A 20511-nucleotide genomic window follows, 5' to 3' on the forward strand; every position below is an offset into this window, starting at 1 on the left:
TGGCGTGTGTCAATCCTCGGTAAGAGGCTCCCTGCATGTGGCATACGGGACGCTCTTTCGGGCAAAGGGCGCGGTTCGACGGGGGCGAAATGGCAAAGGGGCTTGTAATTTCGCGCCTTTGTCGTTAATCGCCGCGCATCTGAAACCCAAACGCATCCAGGGCGCCAAAGGAAGTTGCAATGGCCAAAGGTAAATTTGAGCGTACGAAGCCGCATGCGAACATCGGCACGATTGGTCACGTTGACCACGGCAAGACGTCTTTGACGGCGGCGATCACGAAGTATTTCGGTGAGTTCCGCGCGTATGACCAGATTGACGGCGCGCCGGAAGAGAAGGCCCGCGGCATCACCATTTCGACCGCGCACGTTGAGTACGAGACGGAGAACCGTCACTACGCTCACGTCGATTGCCCCGGCCACGCCGACTACGTGAAGAACATGATCACGGGCGCTGCACAGATGGACGGCGCGATCCTGGTGGTTTCGGCCGCTGACGGCCCGATGCCGCAGACCCGCGAGCACATCCTGCTTGCGCGTCAGGTTGGCGTTCCGGCCATCGTCGTGTTCCTCAACAAGGTCGACCAGGTCGACGACGAAGAGCTTCTCGAGCTGGTTGAGCTCGAGGTTCGCGAGCTTCTGTCGTCCTACGACTTCCCGGGCGACGACATTCCGATCGTCAAGGGCTCGGCTCTTGCTGCTCTCGAAGACTCCAACAAGGAGATCGGCGAGGACGCAATCCGCAAGCTGATGGAAGAAGTCGACGCTTACATCCCGACGCCCGAGCGTCCGGTTGACCAGCCGTTCCTGATGCCGATCGAAGACGTGTTCTCGATCTCGGGTCGTGGTACGGTTGTGACGGGTCGCGTCGAGCGCGGCATCATCAAGGTCGGCGAGGAAGTCGAGATCGTTGGCATCCGTCCGACGACGAAGACGACCTGCACGGGCGTTGAAATGTTCCGCAAGCTGCTCGACCAGGGTGAAGCAGGCGACAACATCGGCGCGCTGATCCGTGGTGTTGACCGTGAAGGCGTTGAGCGCGGCCAGGTGCTGTGCAAGCCCGGTTCGGTGAAGCCGCACACGAAGTTCAAGGCAGAAGCCTACATCCTGACGAAGGAAGAGGGTGGCCGTCACACGCCGTTCTTCACCAACTACCGTCCGCAGTTCTACTTCCGTACGACGGACGTGACGGGTGTTGTGCATCTTCCGGAAGGCACCGAGATGGTCATGCCTGGCGACAACGTTGCCGTTGACGTCGAGCTGATCGTTCCGATCGCGATGGAAGAGAAGCTGCGCTTCGCTATCCGCGAAGGCGGCCGCACCGTCGGCGCCGGCATCGTCGCAGCCATCATTGAGTAAGCTCTGCCCCGGCAGTGTTGAATGCGGAAAGGGCGGCTCAGGCCGCCCTTTTCTTTTGCCCGGAGCCTGTTTTGAAAGGGCCGGGGCAGGGTGGAAATCAGCCTTGACGAAACCCTCAGGGAAACAAATGACGTGGATGGTGCAAAACCTGCGCTAAAGTCTCTTTACAGACGCGTCGGAAGCCCTTAGGAAGCGGCCTGCCTACAGTGTGCAGCAGCGCACGGGAATGCAGGGGTATAGCTCAGTTGGTAGAGCGGCGGTCTCCAAAACCGCAGGTCGGGGGTTCGAGCCCCTCTGCCCCTGCCAGCGCATTTTGCGCTAGAGCCATTTCGTGAGATCCCGTTTGGTGAGATCCCATTTAGCGAGTTCCCATTTAGCGAGTTCGTTGAGTAAGCGCCTGTCGGAAGCTTCCGTTGGGGCTTGCAAGAATCGAACTTCGGTTCTATGTAGGGCGAACAGACACGCGGTGCGTGGAGCCGGGAACGCGGCTTTACGCGCCTTTGTCGTATGGGTGGATTACGAAAAGCGATTCGCTTTTTCGGATTTTGCTCTTGCCCGAAGGCCGGGTTTTCCTGGTCTCGGGTGCGTCTCCCGGCCAGTTCGGGGATAACAAACAGTCTGGGTTACCAGACGATAGAATCAAGAGCGGCACATGGCGTCGAAAACCACGAATCCTTTCACGTTTCTTCAGCAGGTTCGGTCCGAAACCGCAAAAGTGACGTGGCCCTCGCGGCGTGAGACCCTGATCTCGACAGTAATGGTCATCGCATTCGCCACGCTGGCGGCGATCTTCTTCTTTGCTGCCGATCAGCTCATGGCCTGGGGTATCGAGATTATTCTCGGTATCGGCGCCTGATTGCGGACGATAGACGGAGTGCGATTGAAATGACTGCGCGTTGGTACATCGTCCACGCTTATTCGAATTTCGAAAAGAAGGTCGCAGAGTCGATCGAGGAGCAGGCACGCCAGAAAGGTCTTGATAACAAGATCGAGCAGGTTGTGGTTCCGACCGAAAAGGTCGTTGAAGTGCGCCGCGGTCGCAAGGTCGATGCCGAGCGCAAGTTCTTTCCGGGCTACGTCCTGGTGAAGGCGCAGCTCACCGACGCTGTCTTCTCGATGATCAAGAACACCCCGAAGGTGACGGGCTTTCTGGGCGACGCCAAGCCGGTTCCGATTACCGAAGCCGAGGCAGAGCGCATCCTGACGCAGGTTCAGGAAGGCGTGGAGCGTCCGAAGCCGTCCGTTACCTTCGAGATCGGCGAGCAGGTTCGCGTTTCCGACGGTCCGTTCGCTTCGTTCAACGGCTTCGTTCAGGAAGTGGACGAGGAGCGTTCGCGCCTCAAGGTCGAGGTGTCGATCTTCGGACGGGCAGTGCCCGTCGATCTGGAATTCGGTCAGGTCGAAAAGGGCTGACCGTGTTGCCCCGTGCGCGGGGCTTCATCGGTGGAAGGGAAATGCGGCTAAGCCGGTCGCTGATTTCCGGACCACCAAACTGCAGTGCCGGCTCATTCTTTTCAGGGTGGCCGGTGAGAACGACAAGGCAGATGAGATATGGCTAAGAAAGTTGCAGGCCTGCTCAAGCTTCAGGTTCCCGCGGGTTCGGCTACGCCGTCGCCCCCGATCGGCCCTGCGCTTGGTCAGCGTGGCATCAACATCATGGAGTTCTGTAAGGCATTCAATGCCCAGACCCAGGAGATGGAAAAGGGATCCCCGATCCCGGTCGTGGTGACCTACTACCAGGACAAGTCCTTCACCTTCACGATGAAGACGCCTCCGGTGAGCTACTTCCTCAAGAAGGCAATCAACCTGAAGTCCGGCTCCAAGGAGCCCGGCAAGGTGGTTGCTGGCAAGATTTCGCGCGACAAGGTTCGCGAGATCGCGGAAGCCAAGCTTAAAGATCTGAACGCGACGGACGTCGAAGCAGCCATGCGCATGGTCGAAGGTTCGGCACGCTCCATGGGCCTGGAAGTGGAGGGCTGACGATATGGCGACGAAACTTTCCAAGCGCGTTGCGAAGTCCCGTGAAGGTATTGATCGCGACAAGGAATACGCTCTCGATGAGGCCGTTGCGCTCCTGAAGGACCGTGCAACCGCGAAGTTCGACGAGACCATCGAAGTTGCGATGAATCTCGGCGTCGACCCGCGCCACGCTGACCAGATGGTCCGCGGTGTGGTCAACCTGCCGAACGGCACTGGCCGTACGGTTCGCGTTGCCGTCTTCGCAAAGGGCGACAAGGCTGAAGAAGCAAAGGCAGCTGGTGCAGACATCGTCGGCGCCGAAGAGCTGGTTGAGAGCGTCCAGAAGGGCGAGATCAACTTCGATCGCTGCATTGCAACCCCGGACATGATGCCGCTGGTCGGCCGTCTCGGTAAGGTGCTTGGCCCGCGTGGCCTGATGCCGAACCCGAAGGTTGGCACCGTGACGCCGGACGTCACGGGTGCGGTCAAGGCTTCCAAGGGCGGCGCCGTTGAGTTCCGCGTCGAGAAGGCCGGTATCGTGCATGCAGGCGTTGGCAAGGCTTCCTTCGACGCCAAGGCCATTGCCGAGAACGTGCGCGCCTTCACCGATGCGGTGATCAAGGCGAAGCCGGCCGGCGCAAAGGGCAACTATGTGAAGAAGGTGGCTCTCACCTCGACCATGGGCCCGGGCCTGCGCATCGACGTTGGCAGCCTGTCGGCCGAAGGCTGATGAATTCCGGGGAGGGCGCTCCGGCGCCTTCCCCAAGACTTTCCGGATCGCAAGATCTGGAAGCCGGAAGGAAACTTCCGGAACATCCTGTCCGAGATTGCAGGCGGCTCGCCTTAATACTTTTAAAGGGCCTGCATGAGACGGGTGGGACCGGATAACGGAGCCTGGCTCCGGTTGATGGTTCGAACCGTGTTGGCCTTTTGTTTGATCCGGGTTTCCCGGTCAGCGAAGGGGGACAGGATCCTCGAGCGTCGCTTGGGTGATCCGAGTTTGCGGATGCCCTGCGGCAAAAGGCAAACCGGCGGATATTTCCTTCGGGAAACTCCGTCAAATGGAGAAGGCAGTGGACAGAGCGGAAAAACGCGAATTCGTCGCGGACCTGAACGAGGTGTTCAACAACACCGGTTCGGTCGTCGTAGCCCACTATGCCGGTCTGACCGTCGCGCAGATGAACGATCTTCGTTCCAAGATGCGCGGTGCAGGCGGCACAGTTAAGGTTGCGAAAAACCGTCTCGCCAAAATCGCCCTTCAGGGAACCCCGTCCGAGAGCATTCAGGCCCTTTTCGAAGGCCAGACCCTGATTGCTTATTCGGACGATCCGGTTGTCGCTCCTCGGGTCGCCAATGACTTCGCCAAGGCAAATGACAAGCTTGTCATTCTTGGCGGTGCCATGGGTGAGACCGCGCTCGATTCCGATGGTGTGAAGGCTCTTGCCTCGCTGCCGTCGCTGGACGAGCTGAGGGCGAAGCTGGTCGGCATGATTTCTACGCCGGCCACCCGGATCGCTCAGGTTGTCAACGCGCCCGCGGGTCAGCTCGCGCGCGTCTTTGGCGCCTATTCCAAGAAGGACGAGGCGGCGTGATGCCGGTCCTCAAGACCAACAACACAGTTCGAACACAAAAGGAAATGTACAATGGCTGATCTTGCTAAGATCGTTGAAGACCTGTCGAGCCTGACCGTCCTCGAAGCGGCTGAGCTCTCCAAGATGCTTGAAGAGAAGTGGGGCGTCTCCGCTGCTGCTCCGGTGGCTGTTGCTGCTGCTGCAGGCGGTGCTGCTGGTGGCGAAGCTGCTGAAGAGAAGACCGAGTTCGACGTCGTTCTCACCGATGCAGGCGCACAGAAGATCAACGTGATCAAGGAAGTCCGCGGCATCACCGGCCTGGGCCTCAAGGAAGCCAAGGACCTCGTTGAGTCCGCTCCGAAGCCGATCAAGGAAGGCGTGTCCAAGGACGAAGCCGAGAAGATCAAGGGTCAGCTTGAAGGCGCTGGCGCTAAAGTTGAGCTGAAGTAATTCGGCGTCCGGTCCGCGCGGATTTCCGATCTGCGCGGACCGGAACTTTGAAGACGGAACCGGAACCTCTTTCCTGTGGGCCGCAAGCGGCTTTCAGGAAACGGGTTTTTATCCGTTTGGATTGACCGCCGGGATGGCGGTTCACGTGGTGCATGCAAGCCAGGCAGGGCAAGGAGCGACGATGGCCGAGACCCAAACGTTTAATGGTCGCAGGCGGGTACGCAAATTCTTCGGAAAGATTCCGGAAGTTGCGGAGATGCCGAACCTGATTGAGGTTCAGAAGGCATCCTATGACCAGTTCCTGATGGTCGAGGAGCCCCAGGGCGGGCGACCTGACGAGGGGCTTCAGGCGGTGTTCAAGTCGGTGTTCCCGATCTCGGACTTCGCCGGTACGGCGATGCTCGAATTCGTGGACTACGAGTTCGAAGAGCCGAAATTCGATGTGGACGAGTGCCGGCAGCGCGATCTTACTTTCGCTGCGCCGCTCAAGGTGACGCTGCGCCTGATCGTCTTCGATGTGGATGAGGACACTGGCGCCAAGTCCATCAAGGACATCAAGGAGCAGGACGTCTACATGGGCGACATGCCGCTCATGACGTCCAACGGCACCTTCATCGTCAACGGCACCGAGCGCGTCATCGTTTCCCAGATGCACCGTTCGCCGGGCGTGTTCTTCGACCACGACAAGGGCAAGTCGCACTCGTCGGGCAAGCTTCTGTTTGCCGCGCGCGTCATTCCCTATCGCGGTTCCTGGCTCGACATCGAGTTCGACGCCAAGGACATCGTCCACGCGCGTATCGACCGCCGCCGCAAGCTTCCCGCGACGTCGCTTCTGATGGCGCTGGGCATGGATGGCGAAGAGATCCTGTCCACCTTCTACGATCAGCTGACCTATCAGCGCGACGGTGAGAACTGGCGCGTGCCGTATACGGTTGAGCGCTACAAGGGCCTCAAGGCCACTGCAGATCTCGTCGACGCCGACAGCGGCGAAGTGGTCGTAGAAGCTGGCAAGAAGATCACCGCGCGTCAGGCAAAGATGCTTGCAGAGAAGGGCCTCAAGGCCATTCACGCGACGGAAGAAGACCTGCTCGGCAACTATCTGGCCGAAGACATCGTCAACATGGAAACCGGCGAGATCTTCCTCGAGGCCGGTGACGAGATCGACGAGAAGACCCTCAAGGTTCTTCTGGAAGCCGGTGTCGACGAAGTCCACTTCCTGGACATCGACCACGTCAATGTGGGCGGTTACATCCGCAACACGCTGGCTGCCGACAAGAACGAGTCGCGCCAGGACGCGCTGTTCGACATCTACCGTGTCATGCGCCCGGGCGAGCCGCCCACGCTTGAGACGGCCGAAGCGATGTTCCATTCGCTGTTCTTCGACGCCGAGCGCTACGACCTGTCGGCCGTTGGTCGCGTGAAGATGAACATGCGTCTCGAGCTCGACGCCGAGGACACCGTGCGCGTTCTGCGCAAGGAAGACATCGTCGCCGTGGTCAAGACGCTGGTTGAGCTGCGCGACGGCAAGGGCGAGATCGACGACATCGACAACCTCGGCAACCGCCGTGTGCGTTCGGTCGGCGAGCTGATGGAAAACCAGTACCGCGTCGGCCTGCTCCGCATGGAGCGCGCGATCAAGGAACGCATGTCCTCGATCGAGATCGACACGGTCATGCCGCAGGACCTGATCAACGCGAAGCCGGCGGCTGCCGCCGTGCGCGAGTTCTTCGGTTCCTCGCAGCTTTCGCAGTTCATGGATCAGACCAACCCGCTCTCCGAGATCACCCACAAGCGTCGCCTTTCGGCGCTTGGACCGGGCGGTCTGACGCGTGAGCGTGCGGGCTTCGAAGTGCGCGACGTGCACCCGACCCACTATGGCCGTATCTGCCCGATTGAGACGCCGGAAGGCCCGAACATCGGTCTGATCAACTCGCTTGCCACCTTCGCCCGCGTCAACAAGTACGGCTTCATCGAGAGCCCGTACCGCAAGATCGTGGACGGCAAGGTCACGCAGGACGTCGTTTATCTCTCCGCCATGGAAGAGGCCAAGCACTACGTTGCGCAGGCCAATGCCATGATCGGTGAAGATGGTGCGTTCACGGATGAATTCGTCATCTGCCGCCATGCCGGCGAGGTGATGATGGCTCCGCGCGAGAACGTCGATCTGATGGACGTGTCGCCCAAGCAGCTCGTGTCGGTCGCGGCAGCGCTCATTCCGTTCCTTGAGAACGATGACGCCAACCGCGCACTGATGGGCTCGAACATGCAGCGTCAGGCCGTGCCGCTGGTGCGCGCCGAGGCTCCGTTCGTCGGCACTGGCATGGAGCCGATCGTGGCGCGCGACTCCGGCGCTGCCATCGCGGCCCGCCGCACGGGCATCGTCGACCAGGTGGATGCGACGCGTATCGTTATCCGTGCCACCGAGGATGTGGATGCATCGCGCTCCGGCGTCGACATCTACCGTCTGATGAAGTTCCAGCGTTCCAACCAGAACACCTGCGTCAACCAGCGTCCGCTGGTGCGCGTGGGCGACCGGATCAACAAGGGCGACATCCTTGCCGACGGTCCGTCGACGGATCTGGGTGATCTGGCGCTTGGCCGCAACGTGCTCGTCGCGTTCATGCCCTGGAACGGCTACAACTACGAGGACTCCATCCTTCTGTCCGAGCGCATCGTTCGCGATGACGTCTTCACCTCCATTCACATCGAGGAATTCGAGGTGATGGCGCGTGATACGAAGCTTGGACCGGAAGAAATCACGCGCGACATTCCGAACGTTTCGGAAGAAGCGCTGAAGAACCTCGACGAAGCCGGCATCACCTATATCGGTGCTGAAGTTCAGCCGGGCGACATTCTCGTCGGCAAGATCACGCCGAAGGGCGAGAGCCCGATGACGCCGGAAGAGAAGCTTCTGCGCGCCATCTTCGGTGAGAAGGCTTCGGATGTCCGCGACACCTCCATGCGTATGCCGCCCGGCACGTATGGCACGGTCGTCGAAGTGCGCGTCTTCAATCGCCACGGCGTTGAGAAGGACGAGCGCGCCATGGCCATTGAGCGCGAGGAAATCGAACGCCTCGCCAAGGACCGTGACGACGAGCAGTCGATCCTCGACCGCAACGTCTACGCGCGCCTTTCCGACATGCTCGTTGGCAAGCAGGCAATCGCCGGTCCGAAGGGCTTCAAGAAGGGCAGCGAGCTCTCCGCTGATGCGCTGAGCGAGTATCCGCGTTCGCAGTGGTGGCAGTTTGCCGTTGAGGACGAGAAGCAGCAGGAAGCGCTCGAAGCTCTGCGTGCACAGTATGACGAGTCCAAGAAGGCGCTCGAGCAGCGCTTCATGGACAAGGTCGAGAAGGTGCAGCGCGGCGACGAGATGCCGCCCGGCGTGATGAAGATGGTCAAGGTCTTCGTTGCCGTTAAGCGCAAGATGCAGCCCGGCGATAAGATGGCCGGTCGTCACGGCAACAAGGGTGTCGTGTCGCGCATCGTGCCGGTTGAAGACATGCCGTTCCTCGATGACGGTCAGCATGTCGACATCGTGCTGAACCCGCTTGGCGTGCCGAGCCGCATGAACGTCGGACAGATCCTCGAGACGCACCTTGGCTGGGCCTGTGCCGGCATGGGCCAGCAGATCGGCGACCTGATCGACAGCTACAAGGAAAGCGGCGACATCAAGCCGTTGCGCCAGACCATTGAGGCCGTCATTCCCGAGAATGACCGCAACGAGCCGGTTCGCGAGTATGACGACGAGAGCGTCGTGCGTCTGGGCGAGCAGATGCGTCGCGGTGTCTCGATTGCAACGCCGGTCTTCGACGGCGCGCATGAGGCTGACGTCAACGACATGCTGGAGCTGGCCGGTATGAAGACCTCTGGCCAGGTCACGCTTTACGACGGACGTACGGGCGAAGCCTTCGACCGTCAGGTGACCGTGGGCTACATCTACATGCTGAAGCTGCATCACCTGGTGGACGACAAGATCCACGCCCGTTCGATCGGCCCGTACTCGCTCGTTACCCAGCAGCCGCTGGGTGGTAAGGCGCAGTTCGGTGGTCAGCGCTTCGGTGAGATGGAGGTCTGGGCGCTGGAAGCTTACGGCGCGGCCTACACGCTGCAGGAAATGCTGACGGTGAAGTCGGACGACGTGGCAGGCCGTACCAAGGTCTACGAAGCCATCGTGCGCGGCGACGACACGTTCGAGGCAGGCATTCCCGAGAGCTTCAACGTTCTCGTCAAGGAAATGCGCTCGCTCGGTCTCAATGTGGAGCTTGAAAACTCCCGCATTGAAGGATCCGAGGCTGAGCAGCTGCCCGACGCGGCTGAATAAGCGTTACGGCGTGTCGCGGGATTGCCCGCGACACGCATTCGTCGTTCGCACGGCAGCATAGCGGCCGAGCATTTGAACCGGTGAGGCAGGCGGCGGCAGCCAACACCGAAGTTTGAAAAAGGGACGATGCGTCCCGAAAAGGAGATCGGCATGAACCAAGAGGTCATGAATCTTTTCAACCCTCAGGCGCCGGCACAGACTTTCGATTCGATCAGGATTTCTCTCGCTAGCCCCGAGAAAATTCTTTCCTGGTCGTATGGCGAGATCAAGAAGCCCGAGACCATCAACTACCGCACGTTCAAGCCCGAGCGTGACGGCCTGTTCTGCGCGCGCATCTTTGGTCCGATCAAGGATTACGAATGCCTGTGCGGCAAGTACAAGCGCATGAAGTACAAGGGCGTCATCTGCGAGAAGTGCGGCGTTGAAGTCACGCTGTCGCGGGTGCGTCGCGAGCGCATGGGCCACATCGAGCTGGCCGCTCCGGTCGCTCACATCTGGTTCCTGAAGTCGCTGCCGTCGCGCATCGGCACGCTGCTCGACATGACCCTGAAGGACATCGAGCGCGTTCTCTATTTCGAGAACTATATCGTGACCGAGCCGGGTCTGACGGCGCTTAAGGAAAATCAGCTCCTCTCCGAAGAAGAGTATCTGATCGCGGTCGACGAGTATGGCGAAGACCAGTTCACCGCCATGATCGGCGCCGAGGCGATCCATCACCTTCTGGAATCGATGGAACTGGAGAAGATCGCCGGCGATCTGCGCTCCGAGCTTGCGTCCACCACGTCCGAGCTGAAGCAGAAGAAGCTTCTGAAGCGCCTCAAGGTGGTCGAGAACTTCCTGGAGTCGGGCAACCGTCCGGAGTGGATGATCATGAAGATCGTCCCGGTCATTCCGCCGGATCTGCGTCCGCTGGTTCCGCTGGATGGCGGTCGTTTCGCGACCTCGGATCTGAACGACCTCTACCGTCGTGTGATCAACCGTAACAACCGGCTGAAGCGTCTGATCGAGCTGCGCGCACCGGGCATCATCATCCGCAACGAGAAGCGCATGCTTCAGGAATCCGTGGATGCGCTGTTCGACAACGGCCGCCGCGGCCGCGTTATCACGGGTGCCAACAAGCGTCCGCTGAAGTCGCTCTCCGACATGCTCAAGGGCAAGCAGGGCCGCTTCCGTCAGAACCTGCTCGGCAAGCGCGTCGACTACTCCGGCCGTTCAGTGATCGTGACCGGTCCCGAGCTGAAGCTGCACCAGTGCGGCCTGCCGAAGAAGATGGCTCTGGAGCTCTTCAAGCCGTTCATCTACGCTCGTCTCGACGCGAAGGGCTATTCGTCTACCGTCAAGCAGGCGAAGAAGCTGGTCGAGAAGGAAAAGCCGGAAGTCTGGGATATCCTGGACGAGGTGATCCGCGAGCACCCGGTTCTTCTGAACCGCGCGCCGACGCTGCACCGTCTGGGCATCCAGGCGTTCGAGCCCACCCTCATCGAAGGCAAGGCGATCCAGCTGCACCCGCTGGTCTGTACCGCGTTCAACGCCGACTTCGACGGCGACCAGATGGCCGTTCACGTGCCGCTGTCGCTCGAAGCGCAGCTTGAAGCGCGCGTCCTGATGATGTCGACCAACAACATCCTTCACCCGGCCTCCGGCGCACCGATCATCGTGCCGTCGCAGGATATGGTTCTCGGACTCTACTACCTGTCCATCATGAACCAGAACGAACCGGGCGAGGGCATGGTGTTCGCCGACATGGGCGAGCTGCATCACGCACTCGAGACCGGCGTTGTCACGCTGCACACCAAGATCAAGGGCCGTTTCAAGACTGTCGACGCGGAGGGCAACCCCGTATCGCAGATCCACGAAACCACGCCTGGCCGTATGATCGTTGGCGAGCTTCTGCCGAAGAACCACAATGTGCCCTTCGACATCTGCAACCAGGAACTGACCAAGAAGAACATCTCCAAGATGATCGATACGGTCTATCGTCACTGCGGTCAGAAAGAGACGGTCATTTTCTGTGACCGCGTCATGCAGCTCGGCTTCGGCCATGCTTGCCGCGCCGGCATTTCGTTCGGCAAGGACGACATGGTCATTCCGGACACCAAGGAAAACCTGGTGGCCGAGACCGAGGCGCTCGCGAAGGAATACGAGCAGCAGTACAATGACGGCCTGATCACCCAGGGCGAGAAGTACAACAAGGTCGTCGACGCTTGGGCCAAGTGCTCGGAAAAGGTCGCCGACGAGATGATGAAGCGCATTAAGGCGGTCGAGTTCGACGATGACGGTCGCCAGAAGCCGATGAACTCGGTCTACATGATGTCGCATTCCGGTGCCCGTGGTTCGCCGGCGCAGATGCGTCAGCTTGCCGGCATGCGCGGCTTGATGGCCCGTCCGGATGGCTCCATCATTGAGACGCCGATCATCTCGAACTTCAAGGAAGGCCTGACCGTGATGGAGTACTTCAACTCCACCCACGGCGCCCGTAAGGGTCTGGCCGACACGGCTCTGAAGACGGCTAACTCGGGCTACCTGACCCGCCGTCTGGTTGACGTGGCTCAGGACTGCATTGTCACCGTGCCGGATTGCGGCACCGACAAGGGCCTGACCATGCAGCCGATCGTCGACGCCGGTCAGGTGGTTGCTTCCATCGGCCAGCGCGTGCTGGGCCGTACCGCGCTTGATGACATCATCAATCCGGCAACCGAAGAAGTCATCGTTGCTGCCGGTCGCCTGATCGACGAGCGTGACGTTGAAGCCATCGAGAAGGCAGGCATCCAGTCCGTCCGCATCCGCTCGGCGCTGACCTGTGAAGTGCGCGTCGGCGTCTGCGCGGTCTGCTACGGCCGTGACCTTGCACGCGGTACGCCGGTCAACATCGGTGAAGCTGTCGGCGTCATCGCCGCTCAGTCGATCGGTGAACCGGGCACGCAGCTCACCATGCGTACCTTCCACATGGGTGGTACGGCGCAGGTGGTCGACCAGTCGTTCCTCGAAGCTTCCTTCGAAGGCACGGTCAAGGTTCGCAACCGCAATGTGGTGCGCAACTCCGAAGGCGATCTCATCGTGATGGGCCGCAACATGGCGGTTCTCATCATGGACGAGAACGGTGAGGAACGTGCAAGCCACCGCCTGACCTACGGTTCGCGTCTGTTCATCGACGAGGGCGACAAGGTGAAGCGCGGTCAGCGTATCTCCGAGTGGGATCCCTACACCCGTCCGATGCTCACCGAAGTGGAAGGCACCGTGGCGTTCGAGGATCTGGTGGATGGCGTGTCGGTTCAGGAAACCGCCGACGAATCCACCGGTATCACGAAGCGCGAGGTCATCGACTGGCGTTCGACGCCGCGCGGCACCGACCTGAAGCCGGCTCTGACGATCCTCGACTCCAAGGGCAAGATCTCCAAGCTTGCTCGTGGTGGCGACGCGCGGTTCCTGCTTTCGGTGGAAACGGTTCTCTCCGTGGAGCCGGGCTCCAAGGTGATGCCGGGCGACGTGATTGCACGTATCCCGACCGAAAGTGCCCGTACGAAGGACATTACCGGTGGTCTGCCGCGCGTTGCGGAACTGTTCGAGGCCCGTCGTCCGAAGGATCACGCCATCATCGCCGAGATCGATGGTACGGTTCGCTTCGGCCGGGACTACAAGAACAAGCGCCGCATCATCATCGAGCCGCATGACGCGACTCTGGAGCCTGCGGAATACCTCATTCCCAAGGGCAAGCCGTTCCATCTTCAGGACGGCGACCAGATCGAGAAGGGCGACTTCATTCTCGACGGCAACCCGGCGCCGCACGACATCCTGGCGATCAAGGGCGTGGAGGCTCTGGCTTCCTACCTGGTCAACGAAATCCAGGAGGTCTATCGCTTGCAGGGCGTGTTGATCAACGACAAGCACATCGAGGTGATCGTTCGCCAGATGCTGCAGAAGATCGAGATCACGGCACAGGGCGACTCGACCTACATTCCGGGCGATCACGTCGACTCCGTGGAGTTCGACGAGGTCAACGACCGGTTGGTGGAAGAGGGCAAGAAGCCTGCCGAGGGCCAGCCGGTCCTGCTTGGCATCACCAAGGCTTCGCTGCAGACGCCGTCCTTCATCTCCGCGGCCTCCTTCCAGGAGACCACCCGCGTGCTGACCGAGGCGGCTGTTGCCGGCAAGGTCGACACGCTGCAGGGCCTGAAGGAAAACGTCATCGTCGGTCGCCTGATCCCGGCCGGTACGGGTGGCGCGATGAGCCAGGTTCGCCGGATTGCGCGCTCGCGCGACGATCTGATCCTGGACGAGCGTCGCAAGACCTCGGGCGTGGAAATGGCGGATCCGATGATCGCCGACATGACGACGAGTGCTGCCGAGTAATCGGCAGACCTCTTCTCAGAGAATGCAGAAGCCGGGCCTTGTGCCCGGCTTTTCTTTTGGCAGTCCACCGCCATCGTCGCGTGTCTGTCACCCGGCTGCATCATGAGGTTCTCCGGATCGCCGTGCGTTCATCCGGACGCACAAAAGGCGATCCAAACCATCGATGGAGCGTCGGATAAGCCGAAAACCGGTTTCGGTTCGTCGGTCCGATGCTCTGGAGGCGCATTCGCGCCCGGTTCACGGAGAAGACCTCATGTTCAGGAAATTAGTGCTCGCTGCCGCATTGTCCGTTTCGGCGCAGTCTCTGGCTCATGCCGAAGCCATGATGAAGCCCGCTTATCTCGGCGAAATCGTCCTTCCCAGCGGTCTCATGATCTCCGGTGTCGAGTTCGGCGGCATATCCGGCCTGGACTACGACGCGGATGCGGATCTGTTCTACGCGATTTCGGACGACCGGTCGGAGAAAGCGCCGGCGCGGTTCTACCGTCTGAAGCTTGTGATCGAGGAAGACGGCGTGAAGGGCGTCGACATTGTTTCGAGCCATGTGCTGCAGGGTGAGAATGGTGAGCCCTTCGCGGCCAAGACGATCGATCCCGAAGCGATCCGCTACGATGGTGCGCGCCAGAGCGTGTTCTGGTCGAGCGAACGGGATGCCAAAGGCAATCCGACGCTCTTTGAGGCCAAACCGGACGGCGGGTTCAAGCGCAGTTTCGCGGTCCCCGGCGCTTATCTTCCCGATGAGGCCGGCGAGCGCGGCATTCGCAACAATCTGGCGTTCGAGGGGCTGACGCTTTCGGTCGATGGAGAGACGATCTGGGTTGCGACCGAGAATGCGCTCGTTCAGGACGGACCGAAAGCGACGCTTGAGGCGGGAAGCCCTTCGCGTATCCTTGGTTTCAACGTCGAAAGCGGCGAGCCGGTTGCCGAATATGTCTACGAAACCGGAACGATCCACCAGAAGTCGGAAACCGAGCCTTACTATAACGACAATGGTCTGACGGAGATCCTCGAGATCGACGCCGGCACGTTTCTCGCGGTCGAGCGCTCCTTTGCGCTGGGGATCGGAAACGAGATCAATCTCTATCGGGTCGAGACTGCAGGTGCGACCGACATTCTCGGTGCTGACAGCATCGCAGACCGCGATGTCACGCCGGTCAGCAAGACGCATGTTCTGAAGATCGGGGAAGGGGACTTCGGTCTCGACGTGGACAACATCGAATCCCTGACCTGGGGTCCTGTCATCGCTGGGCGGAAGACGCTGGTTCTGGCTTCCGACAACAATTTCAACCCGAACGGCCAGTTCACCCAGTTCGTGGTGTTCGCCCTGGATGCGCCTTCTCAGTAAAGCGGGACGACTGAGGCGCGCTCATAAAGAAAAAGCCCGGCGCGATGGCCGGGCTTCCTGTCTCTGATCCGTGAAGGGGTCAGACCGGTTCGTCGAAGGTGACGATTGCGATCTCGCCTTCAAGCGCTCCCTGCCAGGCCGACAGGTGTGGCTCTTCGTCGGGCTCGCCCTGCATGTCGCCGATCTGGTCCAGCTCGGCTTCCGCGTAGCCTTCGCGCGCGAGGGCTTCCAGCGCCAGCCGCACCGCCGTGTCGTCGTCCGGGGCCTGCAGCATGATGTGCACGCCCTCGCTCTCATCACCCTTTTCGCGCCAGACCCGGCCGGTGATGATGGTGACGGGGCGATGTTCAGATTCGCTCATGGTGATTCCTGATTCTTGCCAACCGGCAATCGCTTACTATATGAAGTCTGCTTCTCGCATGCGGGATTGGAGAATGACAGAGATGGAGCGCCGTTTTGGTTCGAAATGGCGCTGTTTCGGGAAATAATCTGTCGTTTTAACCCTGTCTGGCTCGGCGATGGCCTGCGGTACAAGATAATCCTGGCGGCGGGGTTGACGGTTAACCCTCATGCGAGTAATTACCGCTTCGTCCGAGCCGATGTGAGGCTTTTTCTTTCGGGGCGACGCGCCCCGGATCAGGTCTCAAACAGGGTTCGTTTTTGCGAGCGACAGAATTTGCGGCGCATGAAGCGGAAACGCTTCCTCTGCTTTTTGTCCGGGCAAGACCGTTAAAAGCGGTTTGCAGCCTGGATTTGTGCGTAGAGCAAATTTTTGTTCTGGATGCGGCCCTCGGGCTTGAGACACGGAATTTGTAACAAGGGAAGGTTTGATGCCTACCGTTAACCAGTTGATCCGCAAGCCGCGCATTGCGCCGGTTAAGCGCAATAAGGTTCCGGCCATGCAGGCCAACCCGCAGAAGCGGGGTGTTTGCACGCGTGTTTACACGACGACGCCGAAGAAGCCGAACTCGGCCATGCGTAAGGTGGCTAAGATCCGCCTCGCCAATGGCTTCGAGGTCATCGGCTATATCCCGGGTGAGGGGCATAACCTTCAGGAGCACTCCGTGGTGATGATCCGCGGCGGTCGCGTGAAGGACCTTCCGGGTGTTCGCTACCACATCATCCGTGGTGTGCTTGACACCCAGGGTGTGAAGAACCGCAAGCAGCGTCGTTCGAAGTACGGCGCAAAGCGTCCGAAGTAGGATATCCGGCTTCGGCGCTTTGATTTTGAGCCGGGCCTCGAAGGTAAGAGACGAAAAACATGTCCCGACGCCACCGTGCAGAAAAACGAGAGATCAACCCCGATCCGAAATTCGGTGATACGGTTGTGACCAAGTTCATGAACGCCATCATGCTTGATGGCAAGAAGTCGGCTGCCGAGCGCATCGTTTACGGTGCATTCGACCAGGTAGAAGACAAGATGAAGCAGGAGCCTGTTGGTGTGTTCCATCAGGCGCTTGATAACGTTGCTCCGCACGTCGAGGTTCGTTCCCGTCGTGTTGGTGGTGCGACCTATCAGGTTCCGGTCGACGTTCGCCCCGAGCGTCGCCAGGCTCTGGCCATTCGTTGGCTGATCGCAGCTGCCCGCAAGCGCAACGAAACGACCATGGTCGATCGTCTGTCCGGCGAGCTGCTCGACGCAGCAAACAATCGCGGCACTGCCGTCAAGAAGCGCGAAGACACGCACAAGATGGCTGAAGCCAACCGCGCGTTCTCGCACTACCGCTGGTAGCCGTAGGATCGAAAAGGTACACGACGATGTCCCGCGAATATAAGCTCGAAGATTACCGTAACTTCGGTATCATGGCGCATATCGACGCCGGTAAGACGACGACGACCGAGCGTATCCTGTTCTACACCGGTAAGAACCACAAGATGGGCGAGACGCATGATGGCGCTTCGACCATGGACTGGATGGAGCAGGAGCAGGAGCGCGGTATCACCATTACTTCGGCTGCGACGACGACGTCGTGGACCGGTCGTGATGGCGCTACCCGCCGCTTTAACATCATCGACACCCCCGGCCACGTTGACTTCACCATTGAAGTCGAGCGTTCGCTGCGTGTGCTCGACGGTGCGGTTGCTCTGCTCGACTCCAACGCCGGTGTTGAGCCGCAGACCGAGACTGTCTGGCGTCAGGCTGACAAGTATCATGTCCCGCGCATGATCTTCTGTAACAAGATGGACAAGATCGGCGCGGACTTCTACCGCTGCCTCGACATGATCAAGTCGCGTCTTGGTGCCACGCCGCTCGCCATCCAGCTCCCGATCGGTGCAGAGAACGACTTCCAGGGCGTTGTCGACCTCATCGAGATGAAGGCTGTTGTGTGGCGCGACGAGTCGCTCGGCGCTCAGTGGGACATTGTTGAGATCCCGGCCGACCTTCAGGCGAAAGCCGAAGAGTACCGCGAGCTGATGATCGAGACGGCGGTCGAGATCGACGAAGGCGCGATGGAGCGTTACCTCGAGGGCGAAATGCCTTCGAATGACGAACTTCGCCAGCTGATCCGGAAGGGCACGATCAACGTGAACTTCCATCCGGTTCTCTGCGGCACCGCGTTCAAGAACAAGGGTGTGCAGCCGCTGCTCGACGCCGTCGTCGACTTCCTGCCTTCCCCGCTTGAAGTTCCGGCGATCAAGGGCATCGATCCGAAGACCGAAGCAGAGATCGAACGCGTTTCTTCCGACGAAGAGCCGCTTTCCATGCTCGCCTTCAAGATCATGAACGATCCGTTCGTTGGCTCGCTCACCTTCTGCCGCATCTATTCGGGTGTGCTGAACAAGGGTGTTTCGCTGTCCAACACCGTGAAGGACAAGCGTGAGCGCATCGGCCGCATGCTGCAGATGCACTCCAACTCGCGTTCCGATCTGGAAGTTGCTTACGCCGGCGACATCGTCGCTCTGGCAGGCCTGAAAGAGACGACCACGGGCGACACGCTCTGCGATCCGCTGAAGCCGGTCATTCTCGAGCGCATGGAGTTCCCGGATCCGGTGATCCAGATCGCCATCGAGCCGAAGACCAAGGGCGACCAGGAAAAGATGGGCCTCGCGCTCAACCGCCTGGCAGCAGAAGATCCGTCCTTCCGCGTCAAATCCGACGAGGAATCCGGTCAGACCATCATCGCCGGCATGGGTGAGCTTCACCTCGACATCATCGTCGACCGCCTGAAGCGTGAATTCAAGGTCGAGGCCAATGTGGGCGCCCCGCAGGTTGCATACCGCGAGACGATCACCCGCGAAGCCGAGATCGACTACACGCACAAGAAGCAGTCCGGTGGTTCGGGCCAGTTCGCCCGCGTCAAGATCGTGTTCGCGCCGAACACCGAGAGCGAGGAATTCGAGTTCGAATCCAAGATCGTCGGCGGTTCGGTTCCGAAGGAATACATTCCCGGTGTCCAGAAGGGTATCGAGAGCGTTCTTTCCTCCGGTCCGGTTGCAGGCTTCCCGATGCTCGGCGTGAAAGCCACGCTGATCGACGGCGCCTACCACGACGTTGACTCCTCGGTCCTCGCGTTCGAGATCGCCGCCCGCGCAGCCTTCCGTGAAGGCGCCCAGAAGGCGGGTGCGCAGCTTCTCGAGCCGATCATGAAGGTCGAGGTTGTGACGCCGGAAGAATATGTGGGCAGCATCATCGGTGACCTGAACGGTCGTCGCGGTCAGATCCAGGGCCAGGAGCCGCGCGGTATCGCTACGGTGATTAATGCCATGGTTCCGCTGGCAAACATGTTCAAGTACGTCGACACGCTGCGTTCGATGTCGCAGGGCCGCGCCCAGTACACGATGCAGTTCGATCACTACGAGCCGGTTCCCAGCGCTGTGGCGCAGGAGATCCAGAAGAAATACGCATAATTCGCTCAACGCACGTCGTTACGGATTATCGAAAGTTGAAAGAGCCCGAACGGGCACAAGGAATGGAGAGCTCACATGGCCAAAGGTAAATTTGAGCGTACGAAGCCGCATGCGAACATCGGCACGATTGGTCACGTTGACCACGGCAAGACGTCTTTGACGGCGGCGATCACGAAGTATTTCGGTGAGTTCCGCGCGTATGACCAGATTGACGGCGCGCCGGAAGAGAAGGCCCGCGGCATCACCATTTCGACCGCGCACGTTGAGTACGAGACGGAGAACCGTCACTACGCTCACGTCGATTGCCCCGGCCACGCCGACTACGTGAAGAACATGATCACGGGCGCTGCACAGATGGACGGCGCGATCCTGGTGGTTTCGGCCGCTGACGGCCCGATGCCGCAGACCCGCGAGCACATCCTGCTTGCGCGTCAGGTTGGCGTTCCGGCCATCGTCGTGTTCCTCAACAAGGTCGACCAGGTCGACGACGAAGAGCTTCTCGAGCTGGTTGAGCTCGAGGTTCGCGAGCTTCTGTCGTCCTACGACTTCCCGGGCGACGACATTCCGATCGTCAAGGGCTCGGCTCTTGCTGCTCTCGAAGACTCCAACAAGGAGATCGGCGAGGACGCAATCCGCAAGCTGATGGAAGAAGTCGACGCTTACATCCCGACGCCCGAGCGTCCGGTTGACCAGCCGTTCCTGATGCCGATCGAAGACGTGTTCTCGATCTCTGGCCGCGGTACGGTTGTGACGGGTCGCGTCGAGCGCGGCATCATCAAGGTCGGCGAGGAAGTCGAGATCGTTGGCATCCGTCCGACGACGAAGACGACCTGCACGGGCGTTGAAATGTTCCGTAAGCTGCTCGACCAGGGTGAAGCAGGCGACAACATCGGCGCGCTGATCCGTGGTGTTGACCGTGAAGGCGTTGAGCGCGGCCAGGTGCTGTGCAAGCCCGGTTCGGTGAAGCCGCACACGAAGTTCAAGGCAGAAGCCTACATCCTGACGAAGGAAGAGGGTGGCCGTCACACGCCGTTCTTCACCAACTACCGTCCGCAGTTCTACTTCCGTACGACGGACGTGACGGGTGTTGTGCATCTTCCGGAAGGCACCGAGATGGTCATGCCTGGCGACAACGTTGCCGTTGACGTCGAGCTGATCGTTCCGATCGCGATGGAAGAGAAGCTGCGCTTCGCTATCCGCGAAGGCGGCCGCACCGTCGGCGCCGGCATCGTCGCAGCCATCATTGAGTAGAACGGGAAACTTCCGGCGCGGCGCGGACCTCCGCGCCGCAGCGGAACAAGGATTTGACAC

The 20511-nt window shown here is 60.2% G+C and carries 15 protein-coding genes and 1 tRNA gene; 15 read left to right on the forward strand and 1 reads right to left on the reverse strand.

Translation table 11 applies throughout. The annotated features are described in order from the left end of the window. Positions 1–179 precede the first annotated feature (179 nt). The 11 genes from tuf (JYP46_RS05415) to JYP46_RS05465 all read left to right on the forward strand — a co-directional run bounded on the left by tuf (JYP46_RS05415) (position 180) and on the right by JYP46_RS05465 (position 15351). Positions 180–1355, forward strand: coding sequence for an elongation factor Tu (gene tuf, locus JYP46_RS05415; protein WP_206547510.1), 1176 nt, complete (start codon positions 180–182; stop codon positions 1353–1355). Positions 1356–1585: 230 nt separating this feature from the next. Further along, positions 1586–1661 (forward strand) — tRNA-Trp (locus JYP46_RS05420). Positions 1662–2007: 346 nt separating this feature from the next. Further along, complete coding sequence (secE, locus tag JYP46_RS05425; RefSeq protein ID WP_113155300.1) at positions 2008–2211, forward strand: preprotein translocase subunit SecE; 204 nt, start codon at positions 2008–2010, stop codon at positions 2209–2211. 29 nt (positions 2212–2240) lie between these two features. Continuing rightward, positions 2241–2768 (forward strand): transcription termination/antitermination protein NusG, encoded by a 528-nt coding sequence (gene nusG, locus JYP46_RS05430; RefSeq protein ID WP_113155299.1) that lies wholly within the window; start codon positions 2241–2243, stop codon positions 2766–2768. A 138-nt stretch (positions 2769–2906) separates the two neighbouring features. After that, positions 2907–3335 (forward strand): 50S ribosomal protein L11, encoded by a 429-nt coding sequence (gene rplK, locus JYP46_RS05435; RefSeq protein WP_113155298.1) that lies wholly within the window; start codon positions 2907–2909, stop codon positions 3333–3335. A gap of 4 nt (positions 3336–3339) precedes the next feature. Then, positions 3340–4044, forward strand: coding sequence for a 50S ribosomal protein L1 (gene rplA, locus JYP46_RS05440; RefSeq protein WP_113155297.1), 705 nt, complete (start codon positions 3340–3342; stop codon positions 4042–4044). Between the two features lie 343 nt (positions 4045–4387). Continuing rightward, on the forward strand, positions 4388–4906 hold the full coding sequence (gene rplJ / locus JYP46_RS05445) for a 50S ribosomal protein L10 (RefSeq protein WP_113156316.1): 519 nt from the start codon (positions 4388–4390) through the stop codon (positions 4904–4906). Positions 4907–4957: 51 nt separating this feature from the next. Further along, positions 4958–5335: a 50S ribosomal protein L7/L12 gene (gene rplL, locus JYP46_RS05450; protein WP_065815249.1), complete on the forward strand. Its 378-nt coding sequence runs from the start codon at positions 4958–4960 to the stop codon at positions 5333–5335. Between the two features lie 181 nt (positions 5336–5516). Then, complete coding sequence (rpoB, locus tag JYP46_RS05455; RefSeq protein WP_206547511.1) at positions 5517–9656, forward strand: DNA-directed RNA polymerase subunit beta; 4140 nt, start codon at positions 5517–5519, stop codon at positions 9654–9656. Positions 9657–9806: 150 nt separating this feature from the next. Then, positions 9807–14006 (forward strand): DNA-directed RNA polymerase subunit beta', encoded by a 4200-nt coding sequence (gene rpoC / locus JYP46_RS05460; RefSeq protein WP_113156315.1) that lies wholly within the window; start codon positions 9807–9809, stop codon positions 14004–14006. A gap of 253 nt (positions 14007–14259) precedes the next feature. Beyond that, positions 14260–15351, forward strand: a complete 1092-nt coding sequence (locus tag JYP46_RS05465; RefSeq protein WP_206547512.1) for an esterase-like activity of phytase family protein — start codon at positions 14260–14262, stop codon at positions 15349–15351. Positions 15352–15430: 79 nt separating this feature from the next. Here the strand turns inward: JYP46_RS05465 and JYP46_RS05470 are convergent, their stop codons facing one another. Continuing rightward, complete coding sequence (locus JYP46_RS05470; protein WP_113155294.1) at positions 15431–15712, reverse strand: transcriptional regulator; 282 nt, start codon at positions 15710–15712, stop codon at positions 15431–15433. A gap of 469 nt (positions 15713–16181) precedes the next feature. Here JYP46_RS05470 and rpsL point away from each other — a divergent pair, with 469 nt between their 5' ends. The 4 genes from rpsL to tuf (JYP46_RS05490) all read left to right on the forward strand — a co-directional run bounded on the left by rpsL (position 16182) and on the right by tuf (JYP46_RS05490) (position 20451). Then, complete coding sequence (gene rpsL, locus JYP46_RS05475) at positions 16182–16553, forward strand: 30S ribosomal protein S12 (protein WP_007010616.1); 372 nt, start codon at positions 16182–16184, stop codon at positions 16551–16553. A gap of 59 nt (positions 16554–16612) precedes the next feature. Continuing rightward, positions 16613–17083 (forward strand): 30S ribosomal protein S7, encoded by a 471-nt coding sequence (rpsG, locus tag JYP46_RS05480; protein WP_113155292.1) that lies wholly within the window; start codon positions 16613–16615, stop codon positions 17081–17083. Positions 17084–17109: 26 nt separating this feature from the next. Continuing rightward, positions 17110–19200, forward strand: coding sequence for an elongation factor G (fusA, locus tag JYP46_RS05485; RefSeq protein WP_206545226.1), 2091 nt, complete (start codon positions 17110–17112; stop codon positions 19198–19200). A 75-nt stretch (positions 19201–19275) separates the two neighbouring features. Continuing rightward, positions 19276–20451 carry an elongation factor Tu gene (gene tuf, locus JYP46_RS05490; protein ID WP_206547510.1) on the forward strand — a complete coding sequence of 392 codons (1176 nt, stop codon included), beginning with the start codon at positions 19276–19278 and terminating at the stop codon, positions 20449–20451. Positions 20452–20511: the final 60 nt, after the last annotated feature.

The organism is Nitratireductor aquimarinus, assembly GCF_017255295.1.
GTDB classification, from domain to species: Bacteria; Pseudomonadota; Alphaproteobacteria; order Rhizobiales; family Rhizobiaceae; genus Nitratireductor; species Nitratireductor aquimarinus.